A 19,688-nucleotide genomic window follows, 5' to 3' on the forward strand; every position below is an offset into this window, starting at 1 on the left:
ACCACAACTGCGATATAGGCTCTTATATTATGAAGATAACTTACTTCACGATGATGGTGTCACCTTTTTCTACATAAGAAATATTCTTACTGAAACAGATGGCTTCGATTACGGTTTTGTAATCTGCATTTTTGAAACTTGAGTTATAGCTCCAATCATTGGCTTTGCTTTTATTGATAAGCTTCTTGCCGAAGTATTGCTGCATAGCCAAAGCAATATCATCAAAATTAGCACCAACAAAAACAATTGTATTGGTTAACCAAGCCACTGCTTGGTCGGTATTACCTTGTTTTAAGACCAATTGGTTATTCGCTTTATCAAAAAGTGCCTGCTCTCCCGGATTAAGCAACACTTGTCCAATGTCATCTTTTCCGTAAACTTTAACTTTACCTTCTAACAACGACACTTTAACTTCTTTGCCTGACGGTAGGTTAGCTACATTAAAAGCAGTACCTAAAGCTTGTGTGCTAATTTCTCCAGAGTGCACAATAAACGGATGTGCTTTGTCTTTCGCCACTTCAAAAAATGCTTCGCCGTCCAAAAAAACTTCCCTCGTTTCACCTTGGTACTTTAGCGGGTAACGTAAACTAGCGTTTGAATTTAAGGTTACTTTGGTACCATCACTTAGCGTAAGCTTAATTTTTTTGCCTACTGAAGCTGTACTTTTTTCCCAGATTATTTCATTTGAACTTCCAAAATATTGATAGGAGAAGTAACCTAAAACCAAAGCAAAGCAAGCAGCCAAACCAAACTTCAGCCACAACGGAAACTGCTTTCCAAGAATTGGTGATTTATCAGTACTGGTTGCTGTTGAGGCTTTGATATGATTCAGTAATCTTTGGCGCTCCTGAGACATTTCCTGAGCAGATGGAACATGATACACCGCATCCAACAGTTCGCATGCTGCCGTAGCTTGTGTTGCATTTTGAGGGCTAGCTGAAATCCAAAGCTGCCATTTCTCTACATCAGCGGCATTTATCCCGCGATAATAGTTAATGAAACTTTCGTCAGCAGCTAGTTCTTCAGGTGTGTAAAATGTAAAGTCCATCTATAATCAATTTTTAACTACTGGATAAGATACCTTTTCGTTTCCTTGTTTGATAGTAAGGAAATAAATCCCTTTACTGAAGTTCGATACATTAATAGGATAAATACTTTGAAGATTTTTCCCATTTACGGAAGCGTTAAATTGTATTTTGCCAGTAATATCTGTCAGGGTAAAGTTATATAACTTATCAGTAAATATTTGGTTAAGTTTAATTTTAAGTTCTGCTACCACTGGATTTGGATAAATTTGTACTCCATTGCCAGATAAACTAAATGCCACTTGTGCCACATCACTGTAAGAAAGTGTGCCATCAGCATCCACACCTTTAACTCGGTAATAATTATTGCCATTTAAAGGATTAGGGTCTATATAACTGTATGCTGATTTTTTCAACGCACTTACACTACCAATCTCTGCAAACTTGCTATCATCACCTCGGCGCTCCACTACGTATTTAATCGTATTTACTTCCGATGCCACGTACCAATTAACCAATACCGAAGAAGTGGACAGTTTCGCTTGAATACCTGTGTATGTTACCGGAAGTACACCGGTTGGCAGTATCCTCGAAGCATAAATTTCTGAATTTGTAGTGCCACTACGGCCGTCTGTCCAAGCAACAATGACATTATCGTTTCCATCAGTTTCGGCAACTACGCCTGCTTGAGAACCATTTGCATTACAAACAATCACACCAGCATCGTCCCAGCTTTTGGTTCCATCTGCATTCAATCGTTGTGCGTAAACGTCATTACCTGTAGTAGCTGTATTTCTTGTATCCTGCCAAGCCAATATACTAGTGCCAGCAGTTTTTCCGCTCATCAAAGTATAGATAACTGTTGCGCTAACCACTTGGCCGGTTGCCACAGCAACTCCATTTGAAGCCCATTGTATCGCACCTAAACTGTTGACACGTTGTGCGAATATTCTTCTGCCAGTTGTTAAGTCGCGTGGATCCATCCAAGTAATAATTGCACCATTATTTCCATCGCTAATTACTTGTGCAAGGTCTTGACTGGCGGTGGCGTTACATAAGGATATCCCTCCAGATGTCCAAGCCACGCTGCCATTGGTGTTAACTTTTTGTGCATATATATCTGCATTTGTTGAGCCGTTTCTCAAATCTTGCCAAGTAACAAAAAAGCCACTCGTACCATCCAAGGCTATGGACGGTTTAATTTGATTAGCAGCCGCACCGGGAGTAATATTTACGCCGTTTGCTGTCCATAAAAGAGTGCCACTGTTGTTAATGCGCTGAACATAAATATCAGAATCGGAAGTACTAATTCTAGGATCACCCCAGGCTAAATAAGCACCACCACTGCCGTCGGGCAATATCGACTGAGCAGTTTGCGTATTAGCAGCTGCAACCACATTTACGTCGCTAGTCCACACCGGAGCTCCATTACTGATGTCTATTTTATGAACGAAAAGATCGGTTCCTGTTCCGCTGTTTCTAGCATCACGGAAAAAAATCATCGCTTCAGTACTATTCACCATCTTAATTACGGGAGCTATCTGGTTTGCGCTAACACTAATCAGCTGAATCCCATTGTTGGCATAAACAATGTTTCCAGCAGCATCAACACGTTGCGTGTAAATTTGAGTGTTTGCGCCACGAGCATCGGCCCAAGCCACAATAACTCCATCATTACCATCTGGAGTGACTGAAGGTGATGACTGGTTTCCTGAGGCATTACAAACTAAAACTCCATTGGATGTCCATGCAACACTTCCATCGTTATTGATCTTTTGAATATAAATATCATCTCCAGTAGTAGCGCTATTACGGCTATCCACCCAAGCAATAAATACGTTGTTTTGACTATCTTTTGTTGTAACAACCGAATTTTTAGTACTGGTATTAATCACACCAGCAACGAGGTTATTTTGGCTAGGATCACCACTCCATTGGGAAAAAGCAGATAAAGGAAGAAAAGCCAACAAGCTAAGTAAAGTTTTTTTCATATCAATTAGGTTATAGTTAAAGGTTTTAACTACAGAGCACTACTTCAATGAATTTTACTATGATTTTAAAATAATAATTTGAAAGAGGAGCGGAGCCGCTTCAATGCGTCGTGTACCTGATTGTAAATCGTCCGAGGTTTATTGTTCAACTGATGCGCAATTTCTTCGTAAGATAGACCATCATAATATTTCAGCAACATGATTTGTCGTTGAGAAGGGCTTAACGATTGGAAAGCATTAGCCAATTTTGCAGCGTTCATTTCTTCGGTTTGACTGGCTATGATTTCTTCTTCGATAGATGGGGCAATATCTTCTTGAGCAGGAGTTAACTTTGTTGGCAATTTAATGTCCTTTATGATTTTCCGTTTTAGACAGGTAAAGAGATAGGATTTGATGTTATAAACTGTAGATAATCTCGTTCTTTTCTCCCATATCTCGCAGAATAAATCATGGATTTGATCCTTCACGATATCAGCATCTTGGCAAATACTGAAACCAAAAAGGTATAAGTGCTTGTAATTGGCATCGTAAACTTGCATAAATGCAGCTTCATCTCCTGATTTTATTTTATTCCAGGTGATCTCGTCTGTGCTTCTTACTTTGTTGTCTGGGGAATTTTCTTGCACTATAGTCCAAAAGTAACGATTGCGGCTCAGAAAATCAAAGAGTCTCAGTCTTATTTGGCTTGCTTGTCAAATAGCTAAAAATCAGCTAATGATATCTTTTTAACGTACGATAACAAATTAGAATGGAAACACAAGCTAGCAAGGCAGCAGTGAAAAATGGTGCACCTGGAAAATAAATTGAACTGCTATTATGTTTAGTGAAATGGGCAAAGATAAACGACATTAAAGTTGGCCCGATAATATTGGCCAGACTCATAAAACCAGTCATAATTCCCTGCATTTCACCTTGCTCATCGGCTTTCACTTGAGTGGAGATGATACCTTGCATTGCTGGCCCAGTTATTCCAGCTAAGGCATAAGGCACCATAAATGCAAACATCATCCAACCTTTAGAAGCAAATGCGAATAAAATAAAGCCAACTACATATAGCATTAAGCCCATCATTACCGCCTTTTTATTGCCAAATTTGGGAATGATAATGCGAATAAGCCAACCCTGAACAATTCCAACGGTTAACCCTACGAAACCTAAAGAATAGCCTACCCAAGCTTTGTTCCAACCAAATTTTTCTTTCGTGTAGTAGGTCCAAACGGTTTGCGTTGACTGCGCTGCAATATATAAAATCAGTAATGCTGCTAATAAACCAAGTAACGCTGGAAATTTCTTCAATCGCAATAATGCACCAACTGGATTAGCTCGTTTCCACTCGAACGCTCTTCTGTTTTCTGGCTTTAAAGATTCAGGTAATATAAAGTAACCGTATAACCAATTCAGCAACGACAGGCCGCCAGCAATCATAAAAGGTACTCTTGTGCCAATTTCTCCAAAAACACCACCAATTACAGGCCCTATAATAAATCCCAAACCAAATGCTGCTCCAATTAAACCAAAGTTCTGCGACCGCTTTTCAGGTGTGCTTACGTCGGCGATATAGGCTGAAGCAGTAGTGATACTGGCACCACACAAACCCGCTAAAATTCGACCGATAAATAATAGGGTAATGGTATGCGCAAATGAAAGGAAGAAGTAATCAACCGCCATACCGAATAGTGAAATCAACAGCACTGGCCGTCTGCCTAACTTGTCACTCAAGGAACCTAAAATAGGAGAGCAGGCAAACATCATTAATGAATAGGTCGTCAGTAAAATACCGCCATACTCCGATGCTTTACTCAAGCTTGAACCGGTAAGCTCTTGTATTAAGTCTGGCATAATTGGAATAATAATTCCGAAGCCAATACAGTCGAATAGGATAGTTACAAGGATAAAGAATACGCCAGCGTTTCTGTTGTTTGACATTTGATATTTGTTTGGTATACAAATGTAATCTAATTATTCTCAATTGTTAGGGCAGTGTGTAAAAGGGGAATATGATAGCAGCTTGGATCAGATAATTGCTAAAGAATACCATCAATTACACGGCCGAATAAGGATAGTAATTATCTGCATAAAATGATAAAACTTACTACTTATTTGGTAAAAACAGCCGCCAAATTAAATTTTTTATTTTACTTAACTATCTATAAATTAAATTATTGACCTAATTAAAATAAAGTTTAAATTAATAAAAACATGAATTTGAAGTACAGATTAATGCTTAAATACAAAATTATATTTTGTTAAAGCAAATACCAAACTGTAATACAGTTAATTACAAGCATAAAATAAAGTATTTATTGTTGTCTTTGATATGCTGAAGTAAAATCCGACCTCATGGTTTTAAAACGCTCCACTACAGTTTCGATAAAGGTTTCGTCTATGATTTGAAATACTTCATTTACACCGCCTCCGGTTAAGTCTAACTCTGAAATTTTATAGCTCTGTTCGTACGGGCCTTGCTCAAACTTGACGATGAATTTTTGGTTCATACTGAATATACTAATCTTGCATTGTGGATGTGGAAGTTCTGCAATTACTCTCATATTAAATGTGATTTTCGGGTTAAAAAGATTGAAAGAAGACGAGGTTGATTACCCTTGGTCTATCTAGAAAAACAAAAAAGGCGACACCCATTAATCATTTTAATGCAGGTGCCGCCTCGCTTAACCAGTTATAATTTAATGCCCATTTCTTGAAGTAGAAAATCGGCTTTATCTATTTTGGATGCAGCCCAAAGCACATACCTAATATCAACACCTATTGAACGACTGTAGCTTTCATTCCAAGCGTAATCGTTAATGGTGGCGCCATAAGCACGGTCGAAGTTTACTCCAATTAACTCCCCATTTGCATTCATAATAGGTGAGCCAGAGTTGCCTCCGGTGGTATCCATGTTGTAAAGGAATGCTACTGGAACATCATTAAGTTCTTTCTTAGCAAACATTCCAAAATCCTTATTGGCCCACAATTGCTTAATGATGCTAGGATAACCAAAATCTGGATTGCCAGTAGCACCTTTTTCCAAAATACCTTTTATTGTAGTATACGGCGACATATACGTTGCATCAACAGGAGAGTAACCGCGTACATAACCATAAGTTAACCTTAACGTACTGTTAGCATCTGGCACAAAGTTCTTCTTTAAAAACTTCTCTTTTACATTCACGTAATCGCCCATCAGCTTATTTAGTATGCCATCCCTGCGATCTTTTTCAGGTTTCAGCTCTGCAATTTGACGAGCAATATCATTTTCAAAAAGCAGCAAACCATCGTTATAATCACTAATAGACTTGCTGGATTTCAACAGCGTATTTAGTACATAATTTTGATCTTTTAATTTGGTCAGTCCATAAGCATCGTTAATGTAGTCATCGACCATAGCCTCGTTATTGCTACCTCTGCTTGTAATTTTATCGATAGCGGCAACACGTTGACTAGGGGTGAAAGCAACAGCATCCATCATCATTCGCTTCAATATCTTTCGGTCTACATCTACATCGTAAGCTTCGTAAATATTGTTAAGCGACTGCTTTAACCTCGCAATGTTGTTATCGAAAAATAATTGCTTTTGAGCCGCTGGTTGCTGGTTCAATGCGGCTTTAAATGAATTGATGTTTTTCGCTACGTTTAGTAAGCTTGTGGAGTTGTAAATCTGACTTAGCCAAAGGTCTCTATTTGCATCACCGTTGATCAATTGGTATAAACGATCAATGTTTTCCATCAAATTGCCATATTGCGCTTTCATATCTACATTTTCGTTGATGAATTGCGCTAGAGCAGCATCTTCTTGTTTCTTTTGAGCAATAAGATCTATTCCTTTAATTCCTGCGATTTTACCTCTGTAGTTTTTCATCACATTGGCATTTCTCTTGATGCGGGTAGCTAACTTGATTTCGGTAGCTTTGTTCTTTTTGCCAACATTTTCCATGGTGCTATTTTGAAAATCGTAAAGCTCAGAAGTGTAAGGAAGCACATAATTTGCCTGATACTCAATAAACTGAGCCGGACGATGGCGGAACGTACGTCCAGGATAGCCGAGAATGAATACAAAATCTTCTTCGTTAGTTCCGTTAGGGTTTACTTTCAATGATTTCTTTGGTTTGAAAGGTACATTATCCTTACTGTATTTTGCAGGCTTGCCATCTTTGCCAACATAAGCTCTCATGAATGAATAATCGCCGGTATGCCTTGGCCAAACCCAGTTATCCGTTTCGCCACCAAACTCACCAATTTGTCGGTTTGGTACGTAAACTAACCTTACATCCTGTATTGTCTTATAGCTGAAAAGCACATAGGTTTTACCTATAAACATCTCCGATACTTCAGCCTTAATGCTGGGGTCTTTTTGTTCCGCTTCAGCAGCAATATTTTTCATTTGATTGTTGATCATCTGCAAACGGGCTGCAGGATCATCAACGTTTGCTACTGCGCCTAAAACTCTATCTGAAACATCTTCATAGCTATCTGTAATTCTGCAAGTTAGACCTTTTGCTTCAATTTCCTGTTCACGTGTTCTGGCTACAAAGCCATTGTTCAAATAATCGTTTTCAGGGGTACTTGCCAGCTGAACCGCACTAAAAGCACAATGGTGGTTGGTAATGATTAAGCCTTCGTCAGAAACGAAAGAACCGGTACAACCGCCTACGTTCACTAAAGCGTCAACTAAGCTGATACCGTTAGGGTTATAAACTTCGTTTTGATCAATTTTTAAACCAGCCTTTTTCAAGTCTACCTTATGGATTTCACTTAGCGGGAACATTCCTTCTTCACGCACATTGTATCCGACTAAACTTACCGCACCAATAAGAAGTGAAGTGATTAATAAGCTCTTTTTATTCATTTTATTGTGAGTTAACTTGTAATGTTTCAAAGCTACTGAAATACTTTTAACTGTAAAACCAACAGCGAATAGCTCGATGTTCGTCCGAGTGCCATTAGTTGGGTAATAACTTAAGATTTTGATGATAATTGCTTAACAAACAATTAATTTGACCTCAATAGCTTTGTATCAAAAGAATAGCAATGAAAATCAATTTTATTATTGTTGCGGTAGCTCTGGTAGCTATTTTAGGTTTTATTTATTTCGTGATTAAACGTAATCGAAAAGATCAAGCCGAGTTGGAAAAAGAGCTAAACCAAAGCGAATTGAAAGCACAAAAACACAGCGCTCCAAAAGTGTAACTATTTAGGCAACAGCTGGGGGGCTTGTATTTTTATGGGAGATGATAGCGCTTCTAAAAAAGCGATAATGGCCTTTCTTTCTCCAACGCTCAACATAATCCCCCGCAATAGTTTATCGTTTTTCGGAAATAATTTGTCTGCTTTTTGATCTCCTTCTGGTGTAATATCCGGCATCCCCATGTTGTACAAAAGCATCAAGCTATCCAAAGTTTTCACCATACCGTTATGGAACCAAGGCCCGGTTTGAGCCACATTTCGTAATCCCGGCGTTTTAAACTTACCCACATCTTCCATCTTTTTACTTACATTGTAAAGTCCTAAATCTTGGTTTGCTTTTCCATATTCGGATAAACCGAGATTATGAAATTCGTTATCTGTAAAATATGGGCCGTAGTGGCAATTCATGCATCTTGCTTTGGTTCTAAATAGATGTAAACCTCTCAGTTGCTGGTCTGTTAGGGCGAGGGTGTCTCCATTTAAAAAGTAGTCAAAAGCAGATAATTCGCTAACGATAGTTTGTTGAAATGTAGCCAAACTTTTAAAGATACGTTCGTTAGTAACTTGAGTAGTGCCAAAAGCGGATTTAAAGTACTCTCCGTACCCATTAATTGCCGAAATTTTAGAAGCCAGCTTACTTAAGTCTTGGTTCATCTCATTATGTGCACTCATTGGTCCCTCAGCTTGTTGAGCTAAAGTTTTTGCCCGCCCATCCCAGAAGAAGCTTTTGTAAAACCACACATTTTCCAAAGCTGGCGCATTGCGTACATTTGGCAAATCATCGTGCCCTAAGGAAACCTCCTTTGCATCGGCCCAAAACAAATTGGGAGCGTGACAAGTAGCGCAGGATATTTTGTTTGATGCCGATAGCCTCGGATCAAAAAACAGCAACTTTCCAAGTAAGATGATTGGTTTTGTTTCAGCATCTGAAGTGTCAATTGGAGATTTCAGCAAAGTTCCAAGCTCGGTGAATTTCACGCTTTGATCTACATTAGGCTTAGGCCAAAGGTGAGGCGGCCTAGAATACGCCTTCCTTAGCGTATCTGCACTTGATAGTTGCTCAATACTCCATTCGGAAGATTTGAATGAGAGCAAAACCAAACCAATAAACAAAATAGTAAGTGAACCAAGCGCTTTATTCATCTGACAAAAATATAAACACTAGATTTTTAGCTCGCTTGGATTTTCCAAAAGCTTTTTCGTTCTATTTTGGAATCTGATAAATAGGAGGATAGAGGCAGCGAGCAAACCGAAAGTTAATCCATACCAAATCCCATCAACACCTAAACCTAGTTGGAAGCCTAACACATAACCAACCGGAATACCGATAATCCAATAGGAGAGAAAGGTGATAAACGTTGGCATATTTACGTCACCTAGTCCGCGTAATACGCCTAAACCAACTACCTGCGTACCATCAAAAAGCTGAAAAAGTGCTGCTAACAACAAGAGCTTCGCAGCAATGCCAATCACTTTTAAGTCACTAGTGTAAATGTATGGCAAGTAGTTATTTGCAAAAACAAAAATTAATGCAGTTAACGACATAAAAGCAATCACGATATGGTAACTGGCAATAGCCGATAAACGCAGTTCTTTATAGTTTTTAGCACCAAAGTTATTGCCAGTTTTAATGGTAGCTGCATTGGCAATTCCTGAAGCAAGCATATAGGTAAACGCTGCCAAAGAAAGCGCTGAAAAATGTGCAGCCTGTTCTACCTTGCCAATAGTTCCAATTAAAATTCCAGCACCGCTAAACGCACTAATTTCAAATGAATATTGCATGGCAACTGGAGCACCTAGCTTAATGATTTTCTTGACGCGACTTAAATCAACGGAAAACAGTTTAAACTGTACTAAGTAAGCTTTGAAATTCTTGGAATTGAAAACGTAAGTTCCCATAGCTGTAGCCATCAATATACGATCAATTAACGTTCCTAAACCTACTCCAGTAACGCCCATTGGCGCAATGCCAAACATACCTTTTACAAAAACTATCCCTAGCAACACGTTAATTAAGTTTCCCCAAATGGAAATCATCATGGCCTGTTTGGTAAAGCCTAAGCCTTCGGTAAACTGTTTAAACGCTTGAAAAAGCATTAAAGGAAAAATTGATAAACCCAATAATCGTAGAAATGGTTTTGCATGTGCTACTACGTCAGCAGATTGACCAATATGATCGATCACTTTATATTCCACAACACTTACCAAAGCAAAAAGAACAATGCTCGTAGCAAAATTGATAAGTAAACTATTAGACAGCAGCTTGCCGCATTCAGCTTGGTTATTAGCACCGTTAGCTTGTGCAATTAAAGGTGTTAGTCCGTAGGATATACCTAAACCTAGCACTAAAACTAACATAAATAGGCTATTAACTAATGATACTGCGGCTAGTTGTGCAGTGTCTGCAAAGTGGCCAACAATGATTCCATCTGCCATGTGTACCAATGTATGGCCCAGCTGCGAACCAACAATTGGTAAAGCGAGTATCAAGTTATCTTTATAGAAAGATTTATATTTGGCAAAGGAATAAGTAAACATAGCCGACAAAAATCGGAAATTTACCTGTAACTAATATGCAAAACTTATAAACGCTTTTAATCTGCGCCCAAATTTGCTAAAATATAATATTCTTCCTTTTCGGTAATGTGGGGTAAAATGATGCCCGATAGAATTAAATTTACAATTATTTTCTGCGCTTTTTTGTAAGCACTCCTGGTTAGCTTGCTAAATTCTTTGAGCGTGATTCGTCCGTGGCTATTCAAATAGTTAAGTAAAAGTTTTTCTTGCTCTGAATATTGGATTAGCGTTCCTTCTGCTGCCGAATCACGTTTTAATACTTCAATTAATATTTTGCTGGCTAGTACCGTTTTATCTTGAACCCTAAAATAAACCCACCATTTGCCATTTTCATCCAAAGCGTAATGCGGTTTCATGTCGCTTTTGGGGATTTCGGCTACTAAAACTAGTTTGTCATCCACCAAATACTCTTCAAAACGAGGTTCCAAAGCGGGCTTACAATATTGATGTGCCGCTTTGTTGATCATGTACTTTTCTTCTTCTTCGGCTTTTACACCTTTTATAGAGCCATCATCGGCTACGCCGATTAAAAGTTTGCCACCCTTATTGTTCGCAAATGCCACAAGCGTCTTAGCTATTTTATCAGCTTTGCTAATGGTCTTTTTAAAATCTAAACTAACATTTTCGCCTTCAAGTATCAGTCTTTTAATGTTCATATTGGAGTGGTTAGTGTAGGTTTAAACGATAGATTATCAACATCAGCAATTTAAATGGCTACTCGCTGTTTTTCTCCAGGAAATTTCAATCTTAGATAAACTTCATTCATCACCGTGGCGCAAAGTTCTCCTTTTTTGTTAAACAACTCCATAGGATAGGCTTTTACAAACTTTCCTTCAGTATTTAGTGCTGCTTCTGCCTCCGCTATCATCTCCTCAGTAATTTTAATAGTGAAATAAAGCGCACTTAAACCTGGCTTAATGTATTGGATACTTGCACTTTTTAGCCAAACTCTACATTTATAGCCTTTACGTTGCATCAGCTGATCAAATAAAATCGCATAGAATGGATCTGTAGCTGCATAGATTGTTCCCCCAAAAATAGATCCGTTGTAATTTCTGTTCAAAAAGCTATTGCTAATTTTCACATCAACCCCCATAAAGCCCTTATGGAATTTTTTAACCCAGATACGTTGAAACAACAAGGGAGGATATAAACTTAATGCCCATTTAAGCGTGTTCTCAGAAACTATCATGATAGCTAAATATCAATATTTGTGTTGGAGTAAAAAAACTTTGTTTACAATTTAATGCTTACTGGCTCCACTTTGGTAAACGCTTACAGAAATTAGATGTTAAACCTGAGTTTTTTGGCCGCAAAACAAACACAATTTAAATAGGTTTTCAATTGTGCAAAACTTTTCCACAATGCCATGTAATGTGCAGCTTATTTTACTAAATTCGCAAGATTATAACACAACATAAAAACTATTGTGTTTAGCCCGAGTATTAGGTACTAAAATATTTGCTTAAGGCCCGCTAAACGCAAAATACAGAAATTTATGGCAGAAGATTTAGAAAATCAAGAGAACGATAAGATTATCCCCATTAATATCGATGAGCAGATGCGTACTGCTTATATCGATTATTCGATGTCGGTAATTGTGAGTAGGGCATTACCTGATGTGCGTGACGGTTTAAAACCAGTACACCGTAGGGTACTGTACGGTATGTTGGACCTAGGTGTTGGCGCCGGTAAACCTTACAAAAAATCTGCCCGTATTGTGGGTGAGGTTTTAGGTAAGTACCACCCACATGGTGACTCTTCGGTATACATGACCATGGTTCGTATGGCACAACCTTGGAGCTTACGCTACATGATGGTGGATGGCCAAGGTAACTACGGATCGGTAGATGGTGACTCACCAGCGGCAATGCGTTATACTGAGGCTCGTTTTCAGAAAATTGCTGAAGAGATGTTGTCCGATATCAACAAAGATACCGTTGATTTCCAAAACAACTTTGATGATTCCTTGGAAGAGCCAACGGTTTTACCTGCTAAAGTGCCTAACCTTTTAATTAATGGTGCATCGGGTATTGCTGTAGGTATGGCCACTAATATGGCGCCGCATAACCTTACCGAAACCATTAACGCAACTATTGAATACATTAATAATAGAGAAGTAACGATAGCTGAGTTGATGAAGTTCATCAAAGCGCCTGATTTTCCTACCGGTGCAATTATCTATGGTTACTCAGGTGTTCAGGAAGCTTTCGAAACCGGTAGAGGACGTATTGTAATGCGTGCCAAAGCGGAAATCGAAACCATCAAAGATCGTGAGGTAATCATCGTTACCGAAATTCCTTATCTGGTAAATAAAGCGCAGATGATTGAGCGTACCGCTGAATTGATTGGCGAGAAGAAGATTGAAGGTATTTCGAATATCAAAGATGAATCTAATAAAGACGGTATCCGTATCGTTTACGAAATTAAAAGAGATGCAAATGCAAGCATTGTATTAAATAACTTATTTAAGCAAACAGCGCTACAAAGCTCTTTTAGTGTAAACAATATTGCGTTAGTGAATGGTCGTCCGCAATTGCTTAACCTTAAAGATTTAATTCATCACTTCGTTGAGCATAGACATGATGTGGTAATCCGCAGAACTCGCTTTGAGTTAGCGGAAGCTGAAAAACGTGCCCATATCTTAGAAGGGTTGCTAATTGCACTTGACCATATCGATGAGGTAATCAAGTTAATTCGTGCATCAAGTACTCCAGAAGAAGCTAGAACTGGCTTAATGGAGAAATTTGGTTTAACAGATATCCAAGCTCGTGCTATTTTGGATATGACCTTGCGTAGGTTAACCGGACTAGAGCGTGATAAGATTAAAGAAGAGTATGCTGAATTAATGAAAACCATCGAGTACTTGAAATCTGTACTAGCTGATGAAGGCTTGCGTATGCAGATTATCAAAGATGAGCTTTCGGAAATGCGTGACAAATATGGCGATGAACGTAGAACAACTATTGTTCACTCTGCTGAAGATATGAGCATGGAAGACTTCATCGAAGACGAAGAAGTTGTGATTACCATTTCTCATGAAGGCTACATTAAACGTACTCCTGCTACAGAATATCGTACACAAGGTAGGGGTGGTAAAGGTTCCAAAGGTAGCGACTCACGAAATGAAGATTTTATTGAGCACCTACTTATCGCCAGCAACCACAACTATATGTTGTTCTTTACAGAAGCCGGCAGATGTTTCTGGTTGAGAGTTTATGAAATACCAGAAGGCTCGCGTCAAAGCAAAGGACGTGCGCTACAAAACATTATCAATATTCCTAAAGAAGAAAAAGTTAAAGCTTATATCAAGGTTAAAAACTTAAAAGATCAGGAATATTTAGAGAATAACTTCATTATCATGTGTACCAAAAAAGGTACCATCAAAAAAACATCATTAGAAGCTTATTCTCGTCCACGTGTTAACGGTATCAACGCCATCAACATCAATGAGGGCGATCAATTACTAGAAGCGAGCTTAACTACAGGTACCAGCGAAATTGTAATGGCGCTACGATCAGGAAGAGCAATCCGTTTCAATGAAAGTACAGTTAGGCCAATGGGCAGAACTGCTACAGGTGTAAGAGGAGTTACCTTGGCACATGATAAGGACGAGGTAATTGGCATGATTGCTGTTGATAGTCCGGATGCTACCATATTAGTAGTATCAGAAAAAGGATACGGTAAACGTACCGATATTGAAGATTATCGTGTAACCAACCGTGGCGGTAAGGGTGTAAAAACTATTAACATCACAGACAAAACTGGAGATTTAGTAGCGATTAAAAACGTAACCGACGCGGATGATTTGATGATCATCAATAAATCTGGCATCGTAATTAGAATTGCAGTTAGCGAGCTTAGAGTAATGGGCAGGGCAACGCAAGGGGTGAGATTGATCACCTTAAAAGGAAATGATGAAATTGCCTCGGTAGCTAGAATTGATCACGAAGATGAAGAAGAAACCGATGTGGTTACACCTAATGAAGGCGAAACTCCTACAGATAACGGTACAGAAGAAAATACAACAGAAAATTAATTAAACTAAATAGCTAGTGTTTCTAGATCGCCGAAAGGCAATATCATTTAAGCACTAGCGTTAAAGAATCAAATTTAAATATAGATGAAAAAGTTAATTTTAAGCTTAAGCATTGTGAGTCTATCTGCATTTGCTTACGCCCAAAAATCGGAAGTTGCTGAAGCTAAAAAATCTTGGGATTTGTTTCAGGCAATGAATCAAGCTCAAAATTTAAAGAAAAATTTGGAGAACCTTAACAAAGGGTTAGGTCATACAGATCTAGCTATTGCTAACGAGAAAACTAAAAACACGGTGGAGCCATGGGCTTTAAGAGCTTCTATGGCATCGGCTATTTCGTTAATTGACACAATTGATGTTGCAAACGCTACAGCAAAACAAAAAATTGCTGAAGAGGCCATCGTTAAAGCTACGGAATTAGACAAAAAAGGTGAGCAGAAGGACAATATTGCAAATGCAAAAATTAATATTGCTAATGCTGTTCAAGGCAGAGCAATTAGAGCTTACAATAAGAAAGATTTCGCAACTGCATTTAAGATCTTCACTGAAATCACCGAAAAAAATCCTTCAGATACATCAATGTATTTAAATGCTGGTGTTGCTGCTAAACAAGCGGGTAACTATGCAGGTGCAGTTAAAAACTTTAAAAAAGTTGCGGAGTTTGGCGTTCCAGAGAGTAAAAATTTGCTATTGGAAGCGATCAATATCCAATTGGTAAATTTAAAAGATACAACTGCGGCGCTAGCTTCAATTGATCAGGCATTAACTAAATACCAAGATGACCCTGATTTTGTAGGAACTCAAACAGATATCTACATCATTAGAGGTGAAATTGAAAAATCTCAGACTTCATTGGGTAAATTGATTGCTAAAGATCCAAATAAAGCGATTTACCATTTTTTACTAGGAGAAACTTATTACAAACAAGCATTAAATGTTCAAAATGAACGCCAAAAAGTGGATGCGAAAAAAGTAAAAGAGTACAATGCCCTAACTACTAAAATGACGGCTTTAATTGATAAATCTTTACCATACTACAAAAAGGCACAGGAATTGGACCCTAAAGCAACACATACCTTGGAGGCATTAAAACAAATTTACGCCTTTAAAAACGACACTAAGAGCTACGAAGAAACTAAAAAGCTTTTAGATGCATTGCAGAAAAAATAACCAATAACACATTTAAGTGTTGACAAAAAAGGGAGATAATTAAACTATATCTCCCTTTTTTAGTTACTTTGTATAAAGTTTTTGATGATGCGCAGAATATTTCTCTTTTTATTTTTAGTCCAAGTCACCTCTAACCTGAACGTCTTTGCACAAGGTTCGCAAGTTAAAATTGCTAACAATAGCCTTGCTAAACTACAAAACAGTATTGCTGAAAAAGCAGATGTAAAAAAGCAATTAGCTATCATAGGAGAGGGGATAAAAGCAATTGAACTAGCCGAAAAAGACCGTAAAACTAAAAACTGGCCCGAAACCTGGGCTATCAAAGCCTATTTGTGTTCTTATACTGCATTAATTGACGATAATGAAAGTAATGCAGACAAATATTTCAAATTCGCACAGGAAGCATTGGAACAGGCGATAAAATTAGATAAATTTCAGTCCAATACTGAATTGATCAAAGCGTCTAACCATAATATCAACGTTAAAAAACAAAGACGTGCAACTGAAGCCTTTGCTCAAAACGACTTTTCTACTGCATATGAACTTTTTAAAGCTGTTAGCGATTACCAGCCTAGAGATACCATTTTAGCGGTTGATGCCGCAGTTTGTGCACAAAACTTACAACAATACAACGAAGCGTTAACCTATTTCATCAGGGCAAAAGATGGTGGAGCGAAAAATGCTGCTTTGTTTCAGAATATTGCCTCAATTTATGCTTCAAAGTTCGAAAATGAACTTGCTATAAAGTATTTAGAAGATGGGCTAAATCTAAATCCTTATCATCCGTTATTAACAAACGATTACATTAATTTATTGCTAGATACTGAGCAATACGAAAAAGCCACCAAAGCCATAGAAAATTCTCTTAAAACAGATAAGAAAAGTAAATTGCTGTATTTCCTTTATGGATATCTTCAACAAAATCAGGTAAAAAATATAGGTACGGCAGAATTGGCCTATCAGAAAGCGCTAGAAGTGGACTACAATTACTTTGATGCCTTATATCAACTTGCACTAACTTACATGCAAAGCGCTAATGAAGCCTTAGCAAAAAAAGACAACCAAAAATTTACTGCTTTCGTTAATAGGGCCGAATATACTTTATTAAGAGCCCATGACATCAATATCAATCATAGAAATACCATTAAGTTGCTGATTGATATCTACACTCGCAAAAATAGGTTGGACAAAGTTCAGGAGCTGAAACGCAAATTAAACGAATTTTAAGAATAAGAGATTCCAGTTCAATCAACATGCTACGCAAGAAAAGGGTAGCTAAAATATAAACTTAACATAACGTTAATTATAAGTCAAAAATTTTATTACCGAAAATGCTTAAATTAGACACCATTTCTAACTTAATACATAAAATGAAAACTATAGCTGTTATCGGATCTGGAACTATGGGCAATGGCATTGCGCATACCTTTGCACAATTTGGGTACAAAGTAAATTTAATAGATGTTAATGCTGATGCTTTGAAAAAAGCGTTAGAAACTATTGGCAAAAATTTAGACAGACAAGTAATTAAAGGAACAATTACCGAGGATGATAAACAATCGACACTTTCAAATTTAACTACATTTACGGATTTGAAAACTGCTGTTGCCGATGCTGATTTAATTGTTGAAGCCGCAACAGAAAATACAGACTTAAAATTAAAAATATTTAGAGATTTAGATGAATTTGCCAAGCCAGACGCTATTCTGGCATCTAACACTTCTTCTATATCAATTACACAAATTGCTGCTGTTACCAAGCGTGGTGATAAAGTGATTGGTATGCACTTCATGAATCCAGTACCAATTATGAAATTGGTTGAGGTTATTCGCGGATACGCAACTAGTGATATAACTACGAATTTAGTTATGGATTTGTCTAGAAAGTTAGATAAAGTTCCTGTTGAGGTAAACGATTATCCTGGATTCGTGGCAAACAGAATATTGATGCCTATGATTAACGAGGCTATTTATTCGCTTTATGAAGGTGTTGCGGGCGTTTACGAAATTGATACCGTGATGAAACTGGGAATGGCGCATCCCATGGGGCCGCTACAATTAGCTGATTTTATTGGTTTAGATGTTTGTTTAGCGATTTTGAACGTTTTGCATCAAGGTTTTGGAAATCCTAAGTATGCCCCCTGCCCTCTTTTGGTAAATATGGTAACTGCAGGAAAAAAAGGCGTGAAATCTGGTGAGGGTTTTTATGATTACAGCAATGGCGTTAAAGAAGCCAAAGTGGCTCCCAAGTTTGCAAAACTGGTATAAAATGTAAAATTGCCACTGCAAAAATGTGATGCTATATTTAGCATTTTGAGCTTGCTTGGTATTTAGCAATAACGCAATAGACCTAATTTTTTTATCTTTACCACATGAACGAAAATTTGGATCCTTCTTCTGAAAATTTATCGCCAACGGAACGTGATATTGAGAAAGTGTTGCGACCTCAAGAATTTGAGGATTTTACGGGGCAGGATAAAATTCTTGAGAATTTAAGGATTTTCGTAAAGGCAGCTAAATTACGTGGCGAGGCACTTGACCATGTACTTTTGCATGGCCCTCCGGGACTTGGAAAAACTACTTTATCCCATATCATTGCTAATGAAATGGGCGTAAATATTAAAGTTACTTCTGGTCCAGTGTTGGATAAACCGGGCGATTTAGCTGGCTTACTAACTAATCTAGACAGTGGTGATATCCTTTTTATAGATGAAATTCACCGTTTATCCCCTTTGGTGGAAGAGTATTTGTATTCGGCCATGGAGGATTTTAAGATCGATATCATGTTGGAAAGCGGACCTAATGCCCGTTCCGTACAGATAGGGTTAAATCCATTCACTTTGGTTGGCGCTACCACTCGTTCAGGTTTATTAACCGCACCTTTGAGGGCTCGTTTTGGCATCAATTCAAGGTTAGCTTACTATGACGCCAAGTTGCTCACCACCATTGTGTTAAGATCATCGGCTATTTTAAATACGCCTATTACAGAGGAAGGCGCTTATGAAATTGCCCGTCGTAGCCGCGGTACGCCACGTATTGCCAACGCATTACTTCGCAGAACCCGAGATTTTGCTCAAATTAAAGGTAATGGCGAGATTGATACAGAAATTGCCCGTTATGCCTTATCTGCTTTAAATGTAGATGAACACGGTTTAGATGAGATGGATAACAAGATATTGCTAGCCATTATCGATAAATTTAAAGGTGGCCCTGTGGGTTTAAAAACAATTGCTACGGCAGTTGGAGAAGATGATGGCACCATTGAAGAGGTTTACGAGCCATTTCTAATCCAAGAAGGTTACTTAATGCGCACTGCCCGTGGTCGAGAAGTAACTGAAGCTGCTTACAAACATTTGAATAGAGTAAAACTAGGACAGACGGGAAAATTATTTTAACAAATAACTACCTTCAAAAGTTGAGTTTTATTGACTTGCATCAATTTATTTTTTGAAAAGCAATGTCTCATTTCCAATCATCGGTTGGTCGGGCTATCCGTTTCAAGTCCTCTCCCAATTCACATTGGGATTGCGGGCTTTGCACTGCTATCCCGTTTAAAGTGCACTGCCTTTGCTAATGTTAAAGCAAGCCATAGCCACTTTCACTGGTATTGCAAACTAAACCCGGTAGTAGCGAAAATACTTTTTGTTGGACGTCACCCTGAGCTTGTCGAAGGGTTGTTTGTTAAAAGCAGATGCTTCGAGAGCTC

16 protein-coding genes are annotated in these 19,688 nt (G+C 38.1%); 6 read left to right on the forward strand and 10 right to left on the reverse strand.

Going from position 1 to position 19,688, the window contains the following annotated elements; translation table 11 throughout:
• Positions 1-40: 40 nt before the first annotated feature.
• The 6 genes from ACY2A0_RS17940 to ACY2A0_RS17965 all read right to left on the reverse strand — a co-directional run bounded on the left by ACY2A0_RS17940 (position 41) and on the right by ACY2A0_RS17965 (position 7,862).
• Entirely contained in the window at positions 41-1,048 is a 1,008-nt protein-coding gene (locus tag ACY2A0_RS17940) for a FecR family protein (RefSeq protein WP_461790753.1), read from the reverse strand.
• Positions 1,049-1,054: 6 nt separating this feature from the next.
• Positions 1,055-3,016 carry a T9SS type A sorting domain-containing protein gene (locus tag ACY2A0_RS17945; protein ID WP_461790754.1) on the reverse strand — a complete coding sequence of 654 codons (1,962 nt, stop codon included), beginning with the start codon at positions 3,014-3,016 and terminating at the stop codon, positions 1,055-1,057.
• A gap of 65 nt (positions 3,017-3,081) precedes the next feature.
• Entirely contained in the window at positions 3,082-3,642 is a 561-nt protein-coding gene (locus ACY2A0_RS17950) for an RNA polymerase sigma factor (RefSeq protein ID WP_461790755.1), read from the reverse strand.
• 85 nt (positions 3,643-3,727) lie between these two features.
• Positions 3,728-4,942 (reverse strand): TCR/Tet family MFS transporter, encoded by a 1,215-nt coding sequence (locus tag ACY2A0_RS17955; protein ID WP_461790756.1) that lies wholly within the window; start codon positions 4,940-4,942, stop codon positions 3,728-3,730.
• Between the two features lie 374 nt (positions 4,943-5,316).
• Positions 5,317-5,511 (reverse strand): hypothetical protein, encoded by a 195-nt coding sequence (locus ACY2A0_RS17960; protein ID WP_461791723.1) that lies wholly within the window; start codon positions 5,509-5,511, stop codon positions 5,317-5,319.
• A gap of 182 nt (positions 5,512-5,693) precedes the next feature.
• Positions 5,694-7,862 carry a S46 family peptidase gene (locus tag ACY2A0_RS17965; protein WP_461791724.1) on the reverse strand — a complete coding sequence of 723 codons (2,169 nt, stop codon included), beginning with the start codon at positions 7,860-7,862 and terminating at the stop codon, positions 5,694-5,696.
• A 182-nt stretch (positions 7,863-8,044) separates the two neighbouring features.
• Between ACY2A0_RS17965 and ACY2A0_RS17970 the strand changes: the two genes are divergently transcribed.
• Positions 8,045-8,203, forward strand: coding sequence for a hypothetical protein (locus ACY2A0_RS17970; protein WP_461790759.1), 159 nt, complete (start codon positions 8,045-8,047; stop codon positions 8,201-8,203).
• Here the strand turns inward: ACY2A0_RS17970 and ACY2A0_RS17975 are convergent, their stop codons facing one another.
• From ACY2A0_RS17975 to ACY2A0_RS17990, 4 genes are read right to left on the reverse strand one after another with little or no spacing between them, the layout of a single operon-like run.
• Positions 8,204-9,343: a cytochrome-c peroxidase gene (locus tag ACY2A0_RS17975; RefSeq protein WP_461790760.1), complete on the reverse strand. Its 1,140-nt coding sequence runs from the start codon at positions 9,341-9,343 to the stop codon at positions 8,204-8,206. It abuts the gene before it with no gap.
• A gap of 18 nt (positions 9,344-9,361) precedes the next feature.
• Entirely contained in the window at positions 9,362-10,738 is a 1,377-nt protein-coding gene (locus tag ACY2A0_RS17980; protein WP_461791077.1) for an MATE family efflux transporter, read from the reverse strand.
• Positions 10,739-10,794: 56 nt separating this feature from the next.
• Complete coding sequence (locus ACY2A0_RS17985; RefSeq protein WP_461790761.1) at positions 10,795-11,433, reverse strand: AlbA family DNA-binding domain-containing protein; 639 nt, start codon at positions 11,431-11,433, stop codon at positions 10,795-10,797.
• Positions 11,434-11,483: 50 nt separating this feature from the next.
• Positions 11,484-11,969, reverse strand: coding sequence for a DUF4442 domain-containing protein (locus tag ACY2A0_RS17990; protein ID WP_461790762.1), 486 nt, complete (start codon positions 11,967-11,969; stop codon positions 11,484-11,486).
• A gap of 306 nt (positions 11,970-12,275) precedes the next feature.
• Here ACY2A0_RS17990 and gyrA point away from each other — a divergent pair, with 306 nt between their 5' ends.
• The 5 genes from gyrA to ruvB all read left to right on the forward strand — a co-directional run bounded on the left by gyrA (position 12,276) and on the right by ruvB (position 19,377).
• The gene (gyrA, locus tag ACY2A0_RS17995; RefSeq protein WP_461790763.1) at positions 12,276-14,816 is read left to right on the forward strand and encodes a DNA gyrase subunit A; all 2,541 of its coding nucleotides are present in this window, start codon (positions 12,276-12,278) and stop codon (positions 14,814-14,816) included.
• Positions 14,817-14,900: 84 nt separating this feature from the next.
• On the forward strand, positions 14,901-15,983 hold the full coding sequence (locus tag ACY2A0_RS18000) for a tetratricopeptide repeat protein (protein ID WP_461790764.1): 1,083 nt from the start codon (positions 14,901-14,903) through the stop codon (positions 15,981-15,983).
• An 84-nt stretch (positions 15,984-16,067) separates the two neighbouring features.
• Positions 16,068-17,210: a tetratricopeptide repeat protein gene (locus ACY2A0_RS18005; RefSeq protein WP_461790765.1), complete on the forward strand. Its 1,143-nt coding sequence runs from the start codon at positions 16,068-16,070 to the stop codon at positions 17,208-17,210.
• A 143-nt stretch (positions 17,211-17,353) separates the two neighbouring features.
• Positions 17,354-18,250 (forward strand): 3-hydroxybutyryl-CoA dehydrogenase, encoded by an 897-nt coding sequence (locus ACY2A0_RS18010; protein WP_461790766.1) that lies wholly within the window; start codon positions 17,354-17,356, stop codon positions 18,248-18,250.
• 104 nt (positions 18,251-18,354) lie between these two features.
• A complete protein-coding gene (gene ruvB / locus ACY2A0_RS18015) occupies positions 18,355-19,377 on the forward strand; it encodes a Holliday junction branch migration DNA helicase RuvB (RefSeq protein ID WP_461790767.1) in 1,023 nt (340 codons plus the stop codon).
• Positions 19,378-19,688: the final 311 nt, after the last annotated feature.

Source organism: Pedobacter sp., from assembly GCF_965249885.1.
Lineage (GTDB): Bacteria > Bacteroidota > Bacteroidia > Sphingobacteriales > Sphingobacteriaceae > Pedobacter.

Coding starts and splice junctions, on each gene's coding strand:
- ACY2A0_RS17940 (WP_461790753.1), bottom strand. CDS start 1,048: ATGGACTTTACATTTTACACACCTGAAGAACTAGCTGCTGACGAAAGT.
- ACY2A0_RS17945 (WP_461790754.1), bottom strand. CDS start 3,016: ATGAAAAAAACTTTACTTAGCTTGTTGGCTTTTCTTCCTTTATCTGCT.
- ACY2A0_RS17955 (WP_461790756.1), bottom strand. CDS start 4,942: ATGTCAAACAACAGAAACGCTGGCGTATTCTTTATCCTTGTAACTATC.
- ACY2A0_RS17960 (WP_461791723.1), bottom strand. CDS start 5,511: ATGAACCAAAAATTCATCGTCAAGTTTGAGCAAGGCCCGTACGAACAG.
- ACY2A0_RS17965 (WP_461791724.1), bottom strand. CDS start 7,862: ATGAATAAAAAGAGCTTATTAATCACTTCACTTCTTATTGGTGCGGTA.
- ACY2A0_RS17970 (WP_461790759.1), top strand. CDS start 8,045: ATGAAAATCAATTTTATTATTGTTGCGGTAGCTCTGGTAGCTATTTTA.
- ACY2A0_RS17975 (WP_461790760.1), bottom strand. CDS start 9,343: ATGAATAAAGCGCTTGGTTCACTTACTATTTTGTTTATTGGTTTGGTT.
- ACY2A0_RS17980 (WP_461791077.1), bottom strand. CDS start 10,738: ATGTTTACTTATTCCTTTGCCAAATATAAATCTTTCTATAAAGATAAC.
- ACY2A0_RS17985 (WP_461790761.1), bottom strand. CDS start 11,433: ATGAACATTAAAAGACTGATACTTGAAGGCGAAAATGTTAGTTTAGAT.
- ACY2A0_RS17990 (WP_461790762.1), bottom strand. CDS start 11,969: ATGATAGTTTCTGAGAACACGCTTAAATGGGCATTAAGTTTATATCCT.
- gyrA (WP_461790763.1), top strand. CDS start 12,276: ATGGCAGAAGATTTAGAAAATCAAGAGAACGATAAGATTATCCCCATT.
- ACY2A0_RS18000 (WP_461790764.1), top strand. CDS start 14,901: ATGAAAAAGTTAATTTTAAGCTTAAGCATTGTGAGTCTATCTGCATTT.
- ACY2A0_RS18005 (WP_461790765.1), top strand. CDS start 16,068: ATGATGCGCAGAATATTTCTCTTTTTATTTTTAGTCCAAGTCACCTCT.
- ACY2A0_RS18010 (WP_461790766.1), top strand. CDS start 17,354: ATGAAAACTATAGCTGTTATCGGATCTGGAACTATGGGCAATGGCATT.
- ruvB (WP_461790767.1), top strand. CDS start 18,355: ATGAACGAAAATTTGGATCCTTCTTCTGAAAATTTATCGCCAACGGAA.